The sequence below is a fragment of the Nitritalea sp. genome, from assembly GCF_054166705.1.
Map to the genome: position 1 here is coordinate 55,889 of NZ_JBSZCV010000009.1, position 17,446 is coordinate 73,334.

The 17,446-nt window shown below is 46.6% G+C and carries 16 protein-coding genes and 1 tRNA gene; 2 read left to right on the forward strand and 15 right to left on the reverse strand.

All coding sequences use genetic code 11. The features are described 5' to 3' along the window. Positions 1-75: 75 nt before the first annotated feature. The gene (topA, locus tag ACXIT9_RS07925) at positions 76-2,478 is read left to right on the forward strand and encodes a type I DNA topoisomerase (protein WP_458055700.1); all 2,403 of its coding nucleotides are present in this window, start codon (positions 76-78) and stop codon (positions 2,476-2,478) included. Positions 2,479-2,555: 77 nt separating this feature from the next. Here the strand turns inward: topA and bshB1 are convergent, their stop codons facing one another. The 8 genes from bshB1 to ACXIT9_RS07965 form a co-directional block, all read right to left on the reverse strand. Next, positions 2,556-3,275 (reverse strand): bacillithiol biosynthesis deacetylase BshB1, encoded by a 720-nt coding sequence (gene bshB1, locus ACXIT9_RS07930; RefSeq protein ID WP_458055816.1) that lies wholly within the window; start codon positions 3,273-3,275, stop codon positions 2,556-2,558. Between the two features lie 8 nt (positions 3,276-3,283). Then, complete coding sequence (locus tag ACXIT9_RS07935) at positions 3,284-4,330, reverse strand: peptidoglycan DD-metalloendopeptidase family protein (RefSeq protein WP_458055701.1); 1,047 nt, start codon at positions 4,328-4,330, stop codon at positions 3,284-3,286. A 9-nt stretch (positions 4,331-4,339) separates the two neighbouring features. After that, positions 4,340-5,278 carry a thioredoxin-disulfide reductase gene (trxB, locus tag ACXIT9_RS07940; protein WP_458055702.1) on the reverse strand — a complete coding sequence of 313 codons (939 nt, stop codon included), beginning with the start codon at positions 5,276-5,278 and terminating at the stop codon, positions 4,340-4,342. A gap of 393 nt (positions 5,279-5,671) precedes the next feature. Continuing rightward, the gene (locus tag ACXIT9_RS07945; RefSeq protein ID WP_458055703.1) at positions 5,672-6,535 is read right to left on the reverse strand and encodes a sigma-70 family RNA polymerase sigma factor; all 864 of its coding nucleotides are present in this window, start codon (positions 6,533-6,535) and stop codon (positions 5,672-5,674) included. 81 nt (positions 6,536-6,616) lie between these two features. After that, positions 6,617-8,758, reverse strand: a complete 2,142-nt coding sequence (pnp, locus tag ACXIT9_RS07950) for a polyribonucleotide nucleotidyltransferase (protein WP_458055704.1) — start codon at positions 8,756-8,758, stop codon at positions 6,617-6,619. Positions 8,759-8,861: 103 nt separating this feature from the next. Further along, entirely contained in the window at positions 8,862-9,137 is a 276-nt protein-coding gene (rpsO, locus tag ACXIT9_RS07955) for a 30S ribosomal protein S15 (RefSeq protein ID WP_458055705.1), read from the reverse strand. A gap of 69 nt (positions 9,138-9,206) precedes the next feature. Next, the gene (locus tag ACXIT9_RS07960; RefSeq protein ID WP_458055706.1) at positions 9,207-11,048 is read right to left on the reverse strand and encodes an LptF/LptG family permease; all 1,842 of its coding nucleotides are present in this window, start codon (positions 11,046-11,048) and stop codon (positions 9,207-9,209) included. Between the two features lie 63 nt (positions 11,049-11,111). Beyond that, positions 11,112-11,507 carry an START-like domain-containing protein gene (locus ACXIT9_RS07965; RefSeq protein WP_458055707.1) on the reverse strand — a complete coding sequence of 132 codons (396 nt, stop codon included), beginning with the start codon at positions 11,505-11,507 and terminating at the stop codon, positions 11,112-11,114. A gap of 201 nt (positions 11,508-11,708) precedes the next feature. Between ACXIT9_RS07965 and ACXIT9_RS07970 the strand changes: the two genes are divergently transcribed. After that, positions 11,709-11,782 (forward strand) — tRNA-Met (locus ACXIT9_RS07970). 187 nt (positions 11,783-11,969) lie between these two features. On the opposite strand, the gene hisIE is transcribed toward ACXIT9_RS07970, so the two are convergent. The 7 genes from hisIE to trpA form a co-directional block, all read right to left on the reverse strand. Further along, positions 11,970-12,581, reverse strand: a complete 612-nt coding sequence (hisIE, locus tag ACXIT9_RS07975; RefSeq protein WP_458055708.1) for a bifunctional phosphoribosyl-AMP cyclohydrolase/phosphoribosyl-ATP diphosphatase HisIE — start codon at positions 12,579-12,581, stop codon at positions 11,970-11,972. Continuing rightward, on the reverse strand, positions 12,578-13,342 hold the full coding sequence (hisF, locus tag ACXIT9_RS07980; RefSeq protein ID WP_458055709.1) for an imidazole glycerol phosphate synthase subunit HisF: 765 nt from the start codon (positions 13,340-13,342) through the stop codon (positions 12,578-12,580). Before hisF ends, hisIE begins: the two co-directional genes overlap by 4 nt. 8 nt (positions 13,343-13,350) lie before the next feature. Continuing rightward, positions 13,351-14,070 carry a 1-(5-phosphoribosyl)-5-[(5-phosphoribosylamino)methylideneamino]imidazole-4-carboxamide isomerase gene (hisA, locus tag ACXIT9_RS07985; protein ID WP_458055710.1) on the reverse strand — a complete coding sequence of 240 codons (720 nt, stop codon included), beginning with the start codon at positions 14,068-14,070 and terminating at the stop codon, positions 13,351-13,353. A 10-nt stretch (positions 14,071-14,080) separates the two neighbouring features. Beyond that, a complete protein-coding gene (gene hisH, locus ACXIT9_RS07990; protein ID WP_458055711.1) occupies positions 14,081-14,674 on the reverse strand; it encodes an imidazole glycerol phosphate synthase subunit HisH in 594 nt (197 codons plus the stop codon). Between the two features lie 52 nt (positions 14,675-14,726). Further along, complete coding sequence (locus tag ACXIT9_RS07995; protein ID WP_458055712.1) at positions 14,727-15,509, reverse strand: phenylalanine 4-monooxygenase; 783 nt, start codon at positions 15,507-15,509, stop codon at positions 14,727-14,729. 141 nt (positions 15,510-15,650) lie between these two features. Continuing rightward, a complete protein-coding gene (gene aroF, locus ACXIT9_RS08000) occupies positions 15,651-16,670 on the reverse strand; it encodes a 3-deoxy-7-phosphoheptulonate synthase (protein WP_458055713.1) in 1,020 nt (339 codons plus the stop codon). Next, a complete protein-coding gene (gene trpA / locus ACXIT9_RS08005) occupies positions 16,667-17,446 on the reverse strand; it encodes a tryptophan synthase subunit alpha (RefSeq protein WP_458055714.1) in 780 nt (259 codons plus the stop codon). The genes aroF and trpA overlap by 4 nt, the downstream gene beginning before the upstream one ends.

Sequence of the window (17,446 nt, forward strand, 5' to 3'; positions counted from 1 at the left end):
GAATAGAGTATTAGTAGCTCTATTTTTAGGGCTTTTAAGGCGGTTTTTCGCCAGAAATTGGAGTGGAAGGATACTATGTCAAAAAATTTAGTAATAGTCGAGTCACCGGCAAAGGCCAAAACCATAGAGGGTTATCTAGGCAAAGATTTCAAGGTAACTTCTAGTTATGGGCATGTGCGGGACTTGCCGAAAGGAAATGCGGCCATCGATATCAAGAATAAGTTTAAACCTACTTATGAGGTCACCCCTGATAAAAAGGAAGTCATCAAGCAGTTAAAGAAGTTAGCTAAGGAAGCGGAAACGATTTACCTAGCGAGTGATGATGACCGTGAGGGAGAGGCCATTTCTTGGCATTTAAAAGAAGTTCTAAATTTAAAAGACGAGCAGACGAAGCGCATTGTTTTTCGTGAAATCACGAAGAAGGCGATAACGAAGGCCATCGAAAATCCACGTACCATCGACATCGACCTGGTTAATGCGCAGCAGGCAAGAAGAATTTTAGACCGGCTTGTGGGCTTCGAGCTTTCTCCGGTGCTTTGGAAAAAGGTGAAGGCGGGGCTTTCGGCAGGAAGAGTACAGTCTGTGGCAGTTCGACTGACGGTAGAGCGTGAGCGGGAGATAGAGAAGTTTAAGTCTGTCTCCAGCTACCGGATCACGGCACAGTTCGATGTAGATGGAAAGGTGCTGCAAGCTGAGCTTCCCAAAAAACTGGAAACACGCGAGGAGGCGGAAGCATTCTTAAAAGCCTGTATAGGTGCGGATTTTTCCATAGATAACTTAGAGAAAAAGCCTGGCAAAAAAACCCCTGCGGCTCCTTTTACCACATCTACTCTGCAGCAGGAAGCGAGTAGGAAGCTGAGTTTTTCTGTAGCACAAACCATGTCCGTGGCACAGCGACTTTACGAGGCGGGGCATATAACCTATATGCGGACGGATAGTGTCAATTTATCCGACGATGCGCGTGCGGCTGCCAAGCAGGAAATCACGCGTGCTTACGGAGCTGAATTTCATAAGGAACGTAAACATTCCACGAAATCGGAGGGGGCGCAAGAGGCACACGAAGCCATTCGCCCTACCGACTTTAATCGCCATCAGATAAGTGGCGAGCGCAATGAAATGCGTTTGTATGAATTGATCTGGAAACGTGCCATAGCAAGCCAAATGGCCGACGCCATCCTAGAAAAGACACAGGTGACAATAGGCATTTCCTCTTTAGACCAAAAGCTGCAAGCTAATGGCGAAGTGATTACTTTTGAGGGCTTTTTAAAGGTGTATTTAGAGAGTACCGATGATGAGCCAGAAGACGATGAGCAGGGCCAGAAAGGATTACTGCCCCCGCTGAGTATCGGGCAAGCGCTGCTGCCCATTCAGCTAAAGGGGCGACAGACCTTCAGCAGACCACCAGCACGTTACACGGAAGCCTCTCTGGTGAAAAAATTAGAGGAAATGGGCATCGGCCGACCTTCTACCTACGCTCCTACGATATCTACGATCCAAAAGCGGAACTACGTGGTAAAAGAAGCGCGTGAAGGAACGGTGCGGGAATACGTGGAAATGCTGGTTCAGGACGATACTTTTGTAGAGCAGAAGAAAACTGAAATTACAGGCGCAGATAAAAATAAACTCTTCCCTACGAATATCGCCATGGTCGTGAATGATTTCTTAGTGGCACACTTCCCGACGGTGATCGACTATTCTTTCACGGCTAAAGTAGAGAAGGAGTTTGATGACATCGCCCACGGCGGTCAGCAGTGGGAGGATATGCTAGAAAAGTTCTACGGGGCATTTCACTCTAAAGTAGAGGATGCCGCGCATGTGGAGCGTGCAGATGTAAATTCCGCTCGGGAACTTGGCGTGGATCCGAAATCGGGGAAAGTCGTGATTGTTCGTTTAGGTAAATTTGGGCCGCTGGCCCAAATAGGAGACCAAGAGGATGAAAACAAGCAGTTCGCGAGTCTGCAGAAAGGCCAGTTTATCGAAAGTATTACCCTGGAAGAGGCATTAGAGCTATTTAAACTACCACGCGACGTGGGCATGTTTGAAGACAAAAAGATCGTGGCGGCTATCGGGCGTTTTGGGCCATATATACGCCATGACGGGAAATTCGTTTCTTTAGGTCGGGAGTATGATCCGCTGAGTATTACGGAAGCAGAGGCGATAGGTCTGATTCAAGCCAAGCGCGAGGCAGATGCGAAAAAATACATCAAAACCTTCGAGGAGAACCCTGAAATCCAACTGTTAAACGGTAGATGGGGGCCTTATATCAAATTTGGGAAAAACAATTTCAAAATCCCTAAAGATGTAGAAGCAGAAAACCTGACCTATGCTGAGGTAATCGAAATCATAGAAACGCAGCCTGAGAAAAAAGGAGGTAAACGATCTACGGCAGTGAAAAAGACTGCTGAAGGAGATGCTTCCGGGACAGCGGCGAAAAAAGCCCCCGCAAAAAAACGTGCAGCACCCAGAAAGAAGAAGTAAGAATATTTCCGAATAAAAGGGGGAGTTACACCATGGTGTTCTCCCCCTTTTTTTTCTCTTAACCTTTCTAAAGCGGCTTACTTCAGATGAAACAGGTCGTCTACACCGATCATCCTTTCTACGGTGAATCCCTCTCCGTAGGTCACCTGAATTTTATGGCCCATTTCACGAGCTCGAGCTTCGATAAAGTGGAAGAAGTTTTCGGAAGAAATAAAGCTTTCGGGCTCTGTGGACGCAGGATCATAAAACTGAGATTTGAAGGCCTTAATGCTGGCTAGTTTCGTCTTCCAGAAGGGTGTAATGTCAAAGACAAAATCGGGCTGAATAAAGTTGTTCTGGATATAGTGATAGAGGAATTTAGGTCTCCAAGGCTGCTGAGGATCCCCAGCCGCGTCCAAGGTCTCGATTTTCCTCAGGCCACTCATAAAAGCGGCTTGGGAAGCGAGAGCTCCTCCTTTTCCATGATCCGGATGGCGATCCGTTATGGCGTTAGCCAATACGATTTCTGGTTGGTATTTACGTATAACGTGTATGAGCGCATGCTGGTGCGCGGCGTCATTTTGGAAGAAAACATCCTGAAACCCTAAGTTTTCCCGAGCACTGAGTTGAAGCAGCTCACCTGCCTTATTCGCTTCTACTAAGCGAAGTTCCGGTGTTCCCCGTGTGCCCATTTCTCCAGCCGTAAAATCTACTATACCTACACGGTATCCTTTTGCTACGTGCGCGGCGATCGTTCCAGAGCAAGACAATTCTGCATCATCGGGATGTGCGGCGAGCACGAGTATATCTAATTTCATCATGTAACTTATCGAATGCGCAGGCGCTGACCTACGCGTAAAACTGAATTGGTACTTATTCCATTTAGACGGGTAATGGTACTCACCCGTACGCCGTAGCGTCTAGCGATAACGCTGAGGTTCTCTCCACTTCGCACACGGTGATAGACTGCTTCTTGCGCCTGTACGACATGCTGAAAGCTAGAGGCTGTGAGTGGATAGACATCCATTTTAATTCTTCGAAAACCGAAATCGAAAATCTCGGTCGGGTTGATAGACAAACCTTGATAGCGGATTTCATAGTGTAAATGCGGCCCTGTAGACCTTCCTGTACTTCCTCCCCTGCCTAAAATATCCCCTGCTTTAACTTCCTGACCCACTTCCACTTCTATTTTAGAAAGGTGGCCATATAGTGTTTCAAGTCCATTTTTATGGCGAACAAGGACAAAATATCCATAGCCGTTTCTATCGTAAGAGCGCATGCGTACGATCCCATCGAAGGTGCTGTATACTGGATCTCCTGTGCGAAGTCTTAGATCTGTCCCATGGTGCCAGCGATACCTTCGAAAACCGAATTCAGAGGTTATCTGTGTTTCATCGAGAGGCATGGCCCAGTTACTTCCGAAAAAAGGATCAAAGAGCTTGACGTACAGCGTGTCTGTGAAATTTTTCGGATCGAAGTCGTAAATATTGATTTTTCGCGAGTCCCATGAAGAAAAATACTCGTAAGCCGTCACCCAAATGCTATCGATAAGCACCTGCTCAGACACCTGTACAAGTTGATTTGTGGGTGCCCAGATAAGAGAAAGAGTATCTTCAGCGACGATAGAAAGTCGCTTTTTTAATCCCTCATGTCCTCTGAATAAAATACTATCTGTTACGCGTGTTACCTCTTCCAGGTATTTTTCCGGATCATATAAGCGCATGTCTTTAAGCAAAGGGTTCGCGGGAGTCGCTCCTTTTATACTATCGGGAGACGTATTTTTGGTGGCCCTACGCGAAGTTTGAGCCTGCGCATCGAAGATACACAGGCTCAAAATAAGGATACTCCATAAGACAATGAACCTCAACTGCATGCAGATAACTTAAACGAGTTCTTTTTCTGCCAGATGACGTTCTGCGTCCAGTGCGGCCATACATCCCGTGCCCGCTGCTGTAACTGCCTGTCTATAAATATGATCTTGTGCATCCCCGCAAGCAAAAACACCTTCTACATTAGTCCGCGTGCTTCCAGGAACTGTTTTGATATAGCCATTTTCGTCCATATCGATAATATCTTTAAAAATACCTGTGTTGGGCTCATGGCCGATGGCCACGAAAAATCCCTTCACATCGATCGTTTGCTTTTCTCCTGTAAGTCTGTTTAGGACACGAACACCTTCAACCTCCTCTTCACCGAGGATTTCTTCGGTCTCTGTATTCCAAAGAATTTCGATTTTTGGGTTATTCATGACACGTTTCTGCATGATCTGGGAAGCGCGCATTTCATCTCTTCTCACCAACATGTACACCTTGCTGCAGATATTGGCTAGATAACTTGCTTCCTCGCAGGCAGTATCGCCTGCACCTACGATCGCCACTTCTTGGCCTCGGAAAAAGAAGCCATCACAAACTGCACAGGCACTGACCCCTTTCCCATTTAGTCGCTCTTCGCTTTCAAGTCCAAGCCATTTAGCAGAGGCTCCTGTAGAAATTATAACCGTTTCGGCTTCTACTACATGTTGCTCATCTACCGTCACTCTATGGGGATGACCAGAAAAATCCACCCCTGTAATTTGACCATAGCGCACCTGCGTGCCAAAACGCTCCGCTTGCTTTCTGAAGTCTTCCATCATGGCTGGCCCCTGCACACCTTCCGGATAGCCCGGATAGTTTTCTACGTCAGTGGTGATGGTTAGTTGACCTCCTGGCTGTGCTCCAGTATAAAGAACGGGTTCTAAACCTGCACGGGATGCATAAATAGCCGCCGTATAACCGGCAGGACCTGAACCTATAATGAGCACTTTTACTTTTTCAGTAGCCATAACTTTATAATTTAATTCGCAAAATTGATTAATCCTTCTATCAGAACAAAGCTTCCTACTGTTAAAATTCCCTAAAGTAACAGCGCGTTCTCCTATGTATATACATGCGAATATACGGGTTTCCTGATAGGGATTACGCAATTTTTATCACAAAAGCACCTAGCTGCTAAATCCGAGGGTTTCTACTACCTATAGAATAGCCAAAAAGGAGCGCTTCGTTTACTACGTACAACCGGGTGATGTTAAAATTTAAAAATTCTGCGCAAAACATAGGCCAAAAAGGCATAATTCGCTCTTATCAAGCAGAAAATGATTGCTTTCCGGACACGAAATTATTTCAAAAAAAAAGCCATCCTCATGGATGGCTTTTTTAGAAGGAATTTTTAAGACTTCTTATCCAAGATAAGGCTTTAACGTCTTGCTTCTTGAGTTATGACGTAAACGACGAATCGCTTTTTCCTTGATTTGGCGGACACGCTCTCGGGTAAGATTGTATTTCTCACCGATTTCCTCTAAGGTCATCGATTGTTCACCATTCAGGCCGAAATAGTAGACGATAACATCCGCTTCCCGCTGAGTAAGCGTCGCTAGAGCGCGCTGTACTTCTTTTCGAAGCGAGTCATTCATCAAGCCATCATCAGGCGTATTTTCTCCGTCATTCTCCAGTACATCGAGTAAGCTATTTTCCTCGCCTTGTACGAAAGGAGCGTCCATAGAAACGTGACGACCTGAAATTTTCATGGTATCTACCACCTCACCAGCCGAAACTTCGAGCACCTCAGCCAGCTCCTCGGGAGAGGGCTCACGCTCAAATTTCTGTTCCAATTCAGAGAATGTTTTAGAAATTTTATTCAATGAACCCACTCGGTTAAGGGGAAGCCGTACAATACGAGACTGCTCTGCTAAGGCTTGTAAGATAGACTGCCGAATCCACCATACCGCATAAGAGATAAACTTAAAGCCTCTCGTCTCATCAAAGCGCTGTGCAGCTTTGATCAAGCCTAAATTGCCTTCATTAATTAAATCTCCCAGGGATAGTCCTTGATTCTGATATTGTTTGGCCACAGATACCACGAAGCGCAAATTCGCTTTCGTTAATTTCTCGAGAGCCAACTGATCCCCTTCGCGAATACGCTTCGCCAACAACACCTCTTCATCGGCGGTAAGTAGATCCACTTTACCGATTTCTTGTAGGTATTTGTCTAGGGATTGACTCTCCCGATTGGTAATCTGTTTGCTAATTTTTAGCTGCCTCATTCACAATAGGTTTAATAGTACGACGCTTTATAAACGGGTTACAAGGGGAATAAAGTTCAATTACCGAAAATTGTTTAATTTTTATGATTTTTTTCCTTGCCCTTCCGGCTTTGGAAGTAAAACCTTACGGGACAACTTGAACTTTCCAGTTTTCTTATCTACATCGATAAGTTTCACCACAATTTCCTCGCCAGCTTCTAGCACACCATCCATGGTTTCTAGTCTCTCCCATTTAATCTCCGAAATATGAAGAAGACCATCTTTACCTGGCATAAATTCTACGAAGGCACCGAAAGGCATGATGTTTTTCACCTTACCTGTGTACGTTTCACCTATTTCCGGCTGCGCTACAATCGCCTTAATGCGTGCAATAGCGCCATCCATCGAAACCTGATTGTTGGAGAAGATGTTAATCTTGCCCTGATTATCTACCTCTTCGATGACGATCGTCGCTCCAGTATCTTTTTGAATCTCCTGAATAACTTTACCACCAGGACCGATAACGGCTCCGATAAGCTCTTTCGGAATATGCATGTTGAAGCTTCGCGGTGCATGCGGCTTCAATTCTGGTCTAGGTGCATCCAAGGTCTTATTGATTTCATCTAAGATGTGTAGTCTACCAGCACGCGCTTGATAAAGCGCTTCTTTTAATACGCTATAGTCTAAACCTTCTACTTTTAAATCCATCTGACAGGCAGTAATTCCTTTAGAAGTTCCAGTCACCTTAAAATCCATATCGCCTAAGTGATCCTCATCTCCTAAAATATCAGAAAGAATAGAATAATTACCTGTTTTAGCATCTGAAATCATTCCCATGGCAATACCCGTAACAGGAGCCTTAATCGGCACACCCGCATCCATTAAGGCCAAAGAACCCGCACAGACTGTGGCCATAGAAGAAGAGCCATTCGACTCTAAGATATCGGATACTACGCGAATCGTATAGGGGTTTTCCGCATCGGGAGGCAATACCTTTTTCAAGGCACGCATGGCTAAATTACCATGTCCCACCTCTCTCCTTCCGGGACCTCTGTTGGGCTTTACCTCTCCGGTAGAAAATCCTGGGAAGTTATAATGCAAGAAAAACTTATTGTAACCCGAGATCATGGCGCCATCTACCATTTGCTCATCCAGCTTAGTGCCTAAGGTAGCGGTAGTAACCGACTGTGTCTCCCCTCTTGTGAAGACAGCAGAACCATGTGCAGAAGGCAGATAATCCACCACCGACCAGATCGGACGCACCTCATCCAGCTTACGTCCGTCAAGTCGTTTCTTTTCGTTCAGAGTCAAATTACGCGCAGCTTCTTTATGGATCTTTCCAAAATACTGGTTGATCAAAAAGCTATCGTATTCATGCTCTTCCCCTAAGGAAGCAACAAATGCCTCTTTAATTTCTTTAATCAGTCGCGAACGCTCACTTTTATTCGCGATCTGTTGGGCTACGACAGCATAACACTGGTCATAAAGCGCGGCATGCATTTTTTCAAACAAAGCCTCATCGTGCGTCTCATGCTCGTAAGCTCTTTTTTGTTCCGCACCTACTGCCTTGGCTAGTTCCAACTGTACCTCACAGTGACGGATAATTTCTTGATGTGCAAACTCCAGCGCTTCCACCATTTCATCTTCAGAAATCTCATCTGCCTCTCCTTCTACCATCAGGATATACTCCTTAGATCCAGCGACGATGAACTCCATATTGGCTTCCGCTAACTGCGTAGGCGTAGGGTTGATCACCAGCTCGCCCGCTACTTTCGCCACCCGAACTTCGGAGATAGGCCCATTAAACGGTATGTCTGAAACAGCTAGAGCTGCGGAGGCTGCTAAACCTGCTAAGGCATCTGGTAAAACGTCTGCATCTGCAGACATTAAAGTAATAGCGATCTGAGTATCAGCATGATAATCATCTGGGAAAATCGGACGTATAGCTCGGTCTACCAAACGGCTGATCAAAATCTCATAATCAGATAATCTTCCTTCACGCTTTAAAAATCCCCCAGGAATTTTACCGGAGGCAGCGAACTTCTCTTGGTAATCGACAGAAAGAGGAAGAAAATCCACTCCGTCTTGGGCTTCTTTTTTAGAAACAACAGTGGCAAGTAACATCGCATTGCCCATGCGTACCACCACCGAGCCATCAGCTTGCTTCGCTAAGGCTCCAGTTTCAATGGTAATTTTTCTACCATCCGCTAGGGTGATAGCTTTCGAAATGACATTTGGTAACATAAATGACTTTTAGTAAGAAATAACAAGAAAAGTAAGGTTTAACAAATAAGTAGACGAAAAAATAGGGTTCTTCTTGGTGTAGAAGAACCCTACGATAGTACTATTACTTACGCAATCCTAGGTCAGCTAAAACAGCTCTGTAACGCTCAATATCGTTTTTGTATAAGTAATCTAGTAAGCTTCTTCGCTTACCCACAAGTTTTAGGAGGCCTAAACGTGAGCCGTGATCCTTCTTGTTCTGTTTTAAATGCTCGGTCAGGTGCTTGATTCTGTACGTGAATAAAGCGATCTGAGACTCCGGTGAACCCGTATCCGTTTCAGACTTTAACCTGCCATGATTTTTAAACAACTCTTCTTTTTTCTCTGATGTTAAATACATGTTAAGCTAAATTTTAAAATAATAAATGCAAATGTAGTGTTTATCTAGCGGATTAACAAATACAGTGTTTCACGATGAGGTCTTTTCTTTCTTAAATCTTTTCTTCTGCCTCTCAAACCAGCTTACATATACATCCGCCTCGAAAAGACGTGCATCTTTTCGCGCCTGGCGCAAAAAGAAAATCCCAAAGGGCAGCAGCGCCAAATTCGAAAACCAAGTACCAAATAAGGGGGAAACGATGCCTTCCTTCGCCCATTTCTCTCCTGTGATGGTCAGCATATAGAATAAAATAAAAAAGATCATCGACAGTAAGACCGGCATCCCTAATCCTCCCTTTTTGATGATAGCACCAAGGGGGGCTCCTATTAAAAACATGACCACACAAGCGAAGGCTGTCGTATATTTTTGATAAATAGCAATCTGGAAACGTCGATATTCCCGCTCAAAATTATCTATTTTCGTTAGCCTAGTGCTAAAGTTATTTTTCAACGAACGAGCATTATTCATAGCAGCAGTGGCCGCTCGTGCTTCATAATTCCCCTTCTCTATGATACTATCCATCCTACTGCGCTGCGCATCAGTGAATTCGTATCGCTGCGAAGCCAGCTGCGCACTATAGGCCTCTACACGGCGCTTCCCTTCCGCAGCCGCTTCTGATAGCGGTGCCGAGCCCTGCTGCAGCGAAGCCACATTTCGCTGCTGCTGCACAGCCTTTAGACTACTAGACTCCTGGCTTTGCACCTGCCGCGCCCCCTCCAGTGGCGCAGCATCAGGCTCCAATACCCGAGTTACCTCTTCCCTGCCTGTTTCCACAGGAGGTACTTGTAGCAGATCGTCAGAAACCTCTGCTAACGTTCTATCTGCATTCGGATTCACCGCCACCGATACCTGCTGAAGCGCTGAGTCCCGGGCAGCACGCTGTGCTAGACGCATTTCACGACGTACCTCGCTGATGGAGTCTGCACGCTCCTTCATGGCAGCGACATGCTCAGGAGGCGTAAATTCCCTGTTACGCCCATAATAAGGAAAGGAACTTTTACTGGCCGAGAAGTTGAAAAAAACTTCTTTATTCATCTCCAGAGCCATGGAGTCTAGTCCCTCCTTCAGGCCTACTATCGTTTTAATGGAACGGTTCGTGGACCAAAGCTCATCGGGCGTTCGATTCATCTGGAAAGACTCCAGGTTAAAAATCATCTCATTTTCTGTAAAACGAGAACGGGTAAACTCTACCGGCTTCTCCCGAATACCACGTGGAGCACGTGCCTCCTTGTAACTCACCCCTTGATAAAGTGTCATCATCAGGTAGCGCTCATCCTCAAAAGGCTCCATCCGACCACTATCCGCTAAAATCACATTAATATTTCCCTGCCCCTCAGTATGATCATAGATAATGATGTCCTTTAAGCGTACATCGTCCACTTTTTTATTCACCTTTATATTATAGCCCGGAATACCACTATAAAAAACGCCCTCCTTAATATCCAGCGCCGGCGATTTCGTCCGTATATCATACAGCAGACTGAAGGTCTTTAAATTAATCTTGGGGACTAAGTAATTATTCGATAAATAAGCTAAAAAAGTCAATACCACTACGAAAACCGCTATGGGCCGGAGAGCCCGTAGCAGCGATATCCCGCTCCCTTTTATGGCCGTAAGCTCAAAATGCTCCCCTAAATTACCAAAAGTCATGAGCGAGGAAAGCAGCACCGCCAGCGGTAGGGCCATGGGTGAAATGCTGATCATAAAATAGGAAATCAGCTCCAAATAAATCGTAAACTCCAGGCCTTTACCGAATATCTCATCGAAATATTTCAGCATGTTTACTGTTAACAGGATAAAGTCCACCACTAAAAAAGTGAGGATAAAAGGGCCTATAAAAGATCCTAAAATTAATTTATCGAGTTTTTTCATGCTGCTCTATTCACCAATCGCTTAAGAAAGGCAAATTTCCGCATTTTTCAGCACATTCACCCCTTAAGCTCCTAAGATTTCTTTTAAATTCCCGACTAAACCCTCCCAAATGGAACGCAACTCCTCGTCAGAATAGTGTTCGTTCTGATCGACAATCTTTAAAAAGAGGGTTTGGGTCAACTCATTCTCCTCTAATTTAAACTCTATGTTAGCTGAATCCGTCACCTCACCGCCCTCGGGATGAAAAAACTCAAACTTTACATGAGCCAGCTGCCGGAGTGCGACGATCCGCGCATAATGCTCCTCCTTATCATAGGTAAAAATAAAGGTCTTATCGGGACTCAACTTAACCTCGTCTGCAAACCATGAAGCTAAACCACTCGCCGTACTTAAATAAGGGAACAAAACTTTCTTAGAAGTATTCACCTGGTAATCAGCAATAAATTTGTTTTTACCCATCCTGTGCTGCTTTTTCGTGCTTAAAATTTTATTTTTTTTCTGGTGACAGCTTGTTTTTTATACAGCAAGCCACCATATTTGCATTCCCATACGGAACGCGAAAGGGTTAAAACAAAGGGCTGTCTGAAAGCTTATTTGTTTTTTGGTAAGATATAGAGAATATTTCTTATCTCAAATAGGGGAAAGATTTATTTTCATCATGGCGAGGTAGCTCAGTTGGTTAGAGCGCAGGATTCATAACCCTGAGGTCACGGGTTCAACTCCCGTCCTCGCTACTTCTTAAGGAATGGTGTTTAGCCATTCCTTTTTTTTGGCCTCAGTCCACCTGAAAAGCTCACGCGCACCCACTCCTAGCAGCTCGAAAACTAAAAAAGACCCTCCCCCTTAGAGAGCGCCTTTTCTTTTTCATGCCACGAATTACATGCGTTTTTTTCCCTTTGGCGCGCGCGCCAAAGGCCATGCTTAAGCCTTTTTTCCATGTCGGGCTATCAGCACCTCCATCACCTCATCGAGGGTATACTCCTTCGCCTCCAGCAGCACCAGGTAATGAAAGAGAAGATCGGCCGCCTCCCCTAAAAAGAGGTCTTTATTATCGTCCTTCGCCTCGATCACAATCTCCACAGCCTCCTCCCCTACCTTCTGGGCGATTTTATTGATGCCCTTATGGAAAAGTGAGCTGGTGTAGCTGCTCTCCGGCGAAGCCATTTTTCGCTCGGCGATCACCGTACGCAAGGTGTCAATAAAAAAGGTTTTGCTCGTATTCTCCTGCGCGAAGCAGGTGTCGTCCCCCTTATGACAGACCGGCCCCACCGGATTTACTTGTATCAAAAGCGTATCTTGATCACAATCTAGACGCATATTGTCTACCAATAGAAAGTTGCCCGAGGTCTCTCCCTTGGTCCACAGCCTATTCTTGGTGCGGCTAAAAAAGGTCACTTGGCCCGTGGCCAAAGTCTTCTCCAAGGCCTCGGCATTCATGTAGCCTAGCATCAGTACCTTGGCCGTCTGCACATCCTGAATGATGACCGGTAAAAGGCCATTCACTTTTTCAAAATTAATTTCCTCTATCTTCATGCTTCTTGGATTCGTATCGAGATACCGCTGTCCTTCAGATAACGTTTTAGGCCCGGTATCGGAATTTCTTTAAAATGGAAAATACTTGCCGCTAGGGCAGCGTCAGCCTTGCCAAAAGTAAAGGCATCTCGGAAATGCTCCATAGTGCCTGCACCTCCACTAGCGATCACAGGAATGGCGAGCAGCTCGGCCAGCTCAGCATTCAGCCGATTCGCAAAGCCCGCTTTCGTGCCATCGTGATCCATAGAGGTAAGTAAAATTTCTCCTGCACCACGTGCTGCCACCTCTGCGGCCCACTGCTGGGTAATTAATTCGGTAGGACGCCGCCCCCCATGGGTATGCACGATGTCCTGACCGTCTACCGACCTGCTGTCGATGGCCACTACGACACACTGAGACCCGAATGCGGCTGCCATTTCATCGATTACCTCTGGGCGCTTCACTGCTGCCGAATTAATGGATATCTTGTCCGCACCAGCCTGCAAAAGCACGCGCACATCCTCCACCGAGCTGATGCCCCCTCCTACCGTAAAGGGAATATTGATCGCCTTCGCGATCCGTGTTACTAGCTCAGCTAGCGTCTTGCGCTTATCTACCGTGGCCGTGATATCTAAAAACACCAGCTCATCCGCACCCTCATCCGAGTACAGCTTGGCCAGCTCCACCGGGTCGCCCGCATCGCGCAGCTGCACGAAGTTGACCCCCTTCACCGTGCGGCCATCCTTTATATCTAAACAGGGAATGATTCTTTTTGTCAACATACGCTTTTCTACTCCACGAAAGAGGCTAATGTAGCTAAATCTATTCTGCCCTCATAGAAGGCCTTACCCACGATCACACCGTAAACGCCGATGCGCTGCAGGGCCTCCAGGTCTTCTACACCCGAAACTCCGCCACTAGCGATCAGTTGTATCCCTGGAATTTCAGCTAAAATCTCCTCGTATAGCGCTATGGAGGGACCTTGTAACAGTCCGTCTTTAGCTACATCCGTACAGATCACATACTGCGCACCTGCAGCCTGATAGCCGCGAATAAAATCGATCACATCGAGCTGAGTGGTTTCTTCCCAGCCGCCCACGGCTATTTTTCGGTCTTTAGCATCCGCTCCGAGGATAATTTTCTCCCCACCTTGTGTCGCTAACCAGCTTTTCATTAGGCTTGGATTTTTTACTGCGATGCTTCCCCCCGTAATTTGCTTTGCGCCCAGCGCAAAGGCCTCCTCTAAGCTCTCCTGCGCCTGAATGCCGCCTCCGAAGTCCACGTGCAAACTCGTCTCGGCACAAATCGCCCGAAGGACAGCACCGTTAACGATCTTTTTCGCTTTCGCACCATCTAAATCCACTAGGTGAAGGCGACGGATGCCAGCCTCCTCGAAGCGTTTGGCCACCTCCACCGGTTGATCAAAGTAGGCTTTTTTACTTGCATAATCGCCTTGCGTCAAGCGCACACACTTGCCGCCGATAAGGTCGATCGCTGGAATGATTTCCATGAATTTCTATTTATAAACGAAGAAAGTTTTCTAAAATTTGCTGGCCTACCAAGCCTGACTTCTCAGGGTGTGCCTGCATGGCATAAAAATTATCCCGGTGCATCAAGGCTGAGAAAGGCAGCGTGTAGGTGCTCTCCGCGATGGTATAAGGACTCAGTTCTGCATAAAAACTGTGCACATAATAGACATAGGCAGCCGCAGGAAGACCCTCTAAAAGTGGACTATTGGGTTTTTCTAATTCGTTCCAGCCCACCTGAGGCACCTTATCCATTTTGGGATTATCAGGACGAAATCGCTTGACCTGTACAGGAAATATACCTAAGCAGGGCGTATCTTTTTCCTCAGAATGGGCACAGAGCAGTTGAAGACCAAGACAGATACCGAAAAAAGGTTGTTTCAACTCCGGGATGACTTTATCGATACCTGATTGTTTTAATACTCGCATGGCGGAACTAGCCTCCCCTTGTCCGGGAAAAATGACCCGATCCGCAGCTCGGATTTTTTCGCTATCCGCGGTGAGCTCTGCTTCGGCTCCTAACCGCTCCAGCGCATACAAAACCGAGGTAACATTTCCGGCTTTGTAATCGATGACTGCTACTTTCATGCACAAATATAACCAAAAAATCCCGCCAGAAGTAGCGGGATTTATGTTTTGCTTACTGATTAGCCGTTTCAGCGAGCATCTCTTCCAGCACACGCTCGATTTCAGGAATCGAGTGGTACAGCTGCTCATAACTTTCGATGATAAAATACTTATCTTGGAACTTATCCTTCCAGTAAGGGGTATTAAAAATTTTCTTCACCTCATACGGATGATGCGCCGGCTCATCAGAAAGACAGAACTTGGTCTCACCCGCAGAGCTCAAGATACCTGCGCCATAAATGCGCAGCTCTCCATTTTCGCGGATAAGGCCGAACTCAATCGTAAACCAATAAATACGCGAAAGCAATTCGATCGCCCATGGATCATCGATATGTTTCAGCGCGATCCCCGCCAGCTGCTCGAGAAAATCTACATAATGCTGATTCGTCAGCATGGGCATATGTGCAAAAGCATCATGGAACATATCGGGCTCCTCGAGGTAATCTAACTGCTCCATTTTGCGCAGCCAGGTAGATGAGCAAAAGCGCTTGTTGTGCATGAGCCCAAAAAACAAGTCGTCATCTATGAGTCCTGGTACCACTTGGATTTCCCAACCGGTCGTTTCTGCGAGTTTTTTATTCACCTCCCGAAAATCTGCAATACGGTCAGCGGTAAAATTCACCTGCTTGATGCCATCTAAATAGGCCTGAGATGCAGCCTTCGGTAAGTTCACGATCTGACGCTCGAAAAGAATTTTCCACACCTGAAAGTCCTCTTCTGTGTAGGCCTCGTAATCCTGTTGTAAATCTTTTAGTCGGGGGTCGCTAAACACCCATTCTTTCGGTCTCTCTGTCATGCGTACGCTTTGGGTTTATATCTTATAGAACGAAATCTAGCGCAAGACGTTCCGTCCGGCCTTAAAACAGTCTGCAGACTAGTGCGCTTGGCTAAATTTCTTAAAATCTACTGCAGTTCCCGCTATTTTCCAACGCTTTTTTTACAAAAGGGGAAATGTCTTTCTTAGCGCGAATGTCTGCCGGATCTGTCCGATGAGCAGGGCACTTTGTGCAAAATCCAAGGTCTGCTGCCCATCTGAATAGGCCTTTTCTGGGATTCTGTGTGTTTCAAAAATAATGCCATCGGCACCCGACATAACCCCCGCCAGCGCCATCTGCGGCACATAGGCACGAATCCCGATACCATGGCTCGGATCCACCACTACAGGCAGGTGCGACTTGGCCTTTAAAATCGGTACAGCATTTAAATCTAGCGTGTTACGAGAGGCCTTTTCATAGGTTCGAATTCCACGTTCGCACAGAATCAGCTTTTCATTACCGCCAGAAAAAACATACTCCGCCGACTGCAGAAGCTCCTCGATCGTGCCGGAAATCCCACGCTTAATCATCACCGCCTTATCGACTTTACCCAGCTCATCGAGCAAGTTGAAATTCTGGGTGTTCCGCGCCCCCACCTGGTATACATCCACATACGGATACATCTCCTCGATCTGCGAGACCTGCATCACCTCCGTAACGATTTTGATTCCAGCCTCACGCGCCAGCTGATGCCATAACTTGAGCCCCTCGATGCCTAAGCCCCGGAAAGCATAGGGACTGGTCCTGGGTTTAAACACGCCCCCGCGCATCATGGTCACCCCACTATCCACCAGGTGGTCGATTACTTCTTTTATCTGCTCCTCCGATTCGATCGAACAGGGGCCGGCGATGATGGCCATCTCCCCGTCAGCGATATGGACGCCATCGCCTATTTGAATTTTTGTTGGCTTGGCTTTCCATTTTTTAGAGACCAGCTTATACTCATCCGAGACGATATGGATATCCTTTATTCCCGGCATGTGGCCTAAAAGTCGGATATCGAAAGGCTTTTTACCGATACCGATCAGGTAGTGTCCGAGCTGTGTCTTCACCTCGGTAATCTTGTATCCGAGATTTTGCGCCGTGGCGCAAATGGCCTCCAGCTGCTGCGTAGAAATCCCGGTTTCAACTTGTATAATCATGCTTCTTGAATTACGTTTTGTATGTACTGGTATATGTCCGCTTCCAGGTTTTGGCTCCCCGCTAGCACTTTTATAAAAGCACTACCGATGATGGCTCCATGACTATAGCGGGAGGCCGTGGAAAAGGTGTGCGCATCGGAAATACCAAAACCGATGAGCCGTGGATTTTTAAGCTGCATGGCTGCCACACGCTCGAAATAGGCGATCTGCTCCTCCGAAATAGAAGCCTTTGCCCCCGTAATCGCATGGGAGCTGACCATGTAAATAAAGCCATCGGAATGCTGATCTATCTCCCGAATTCGGGCCTCGGAGGTCTGCGGAGAAATTAGAAAGGTATTGCTCAAGCCATATCGCGTAAACAAGGCCTGATACTGCTCCAAATACAGCGCAATCGGCAGATCCGGGATGATCAAGCCGTCAATACCTAAGGCCTGACAGCGCGCACAGAAGCGCTCCTCTCCGTACTGCATGATCGGATTCAGGTAGCCCATCAGCACGACAGGAAGGGAAACCGTTTTCCGCATCTCTTCCAGCTGCTCGAAGAGGGTTTCCATGTCCATGCCATTCGCTAAAGCCTGTAAGTTGCTTTCCTGGATGGTGGGACCATCCGCAATGGGGTCCGAATATGGCATACCGATTTCGATGATGTCCGCTCCGGCCTGTTCCAGAGCCCGCATCACCGTCAAAGTATCGTCTTTGGCCGGGAAACCGGCCGTAAAGTAGATCGAAAGCACCCGCTCCTGCTTGTGCTCAAATAAACGTTTCAGTCGATTCAT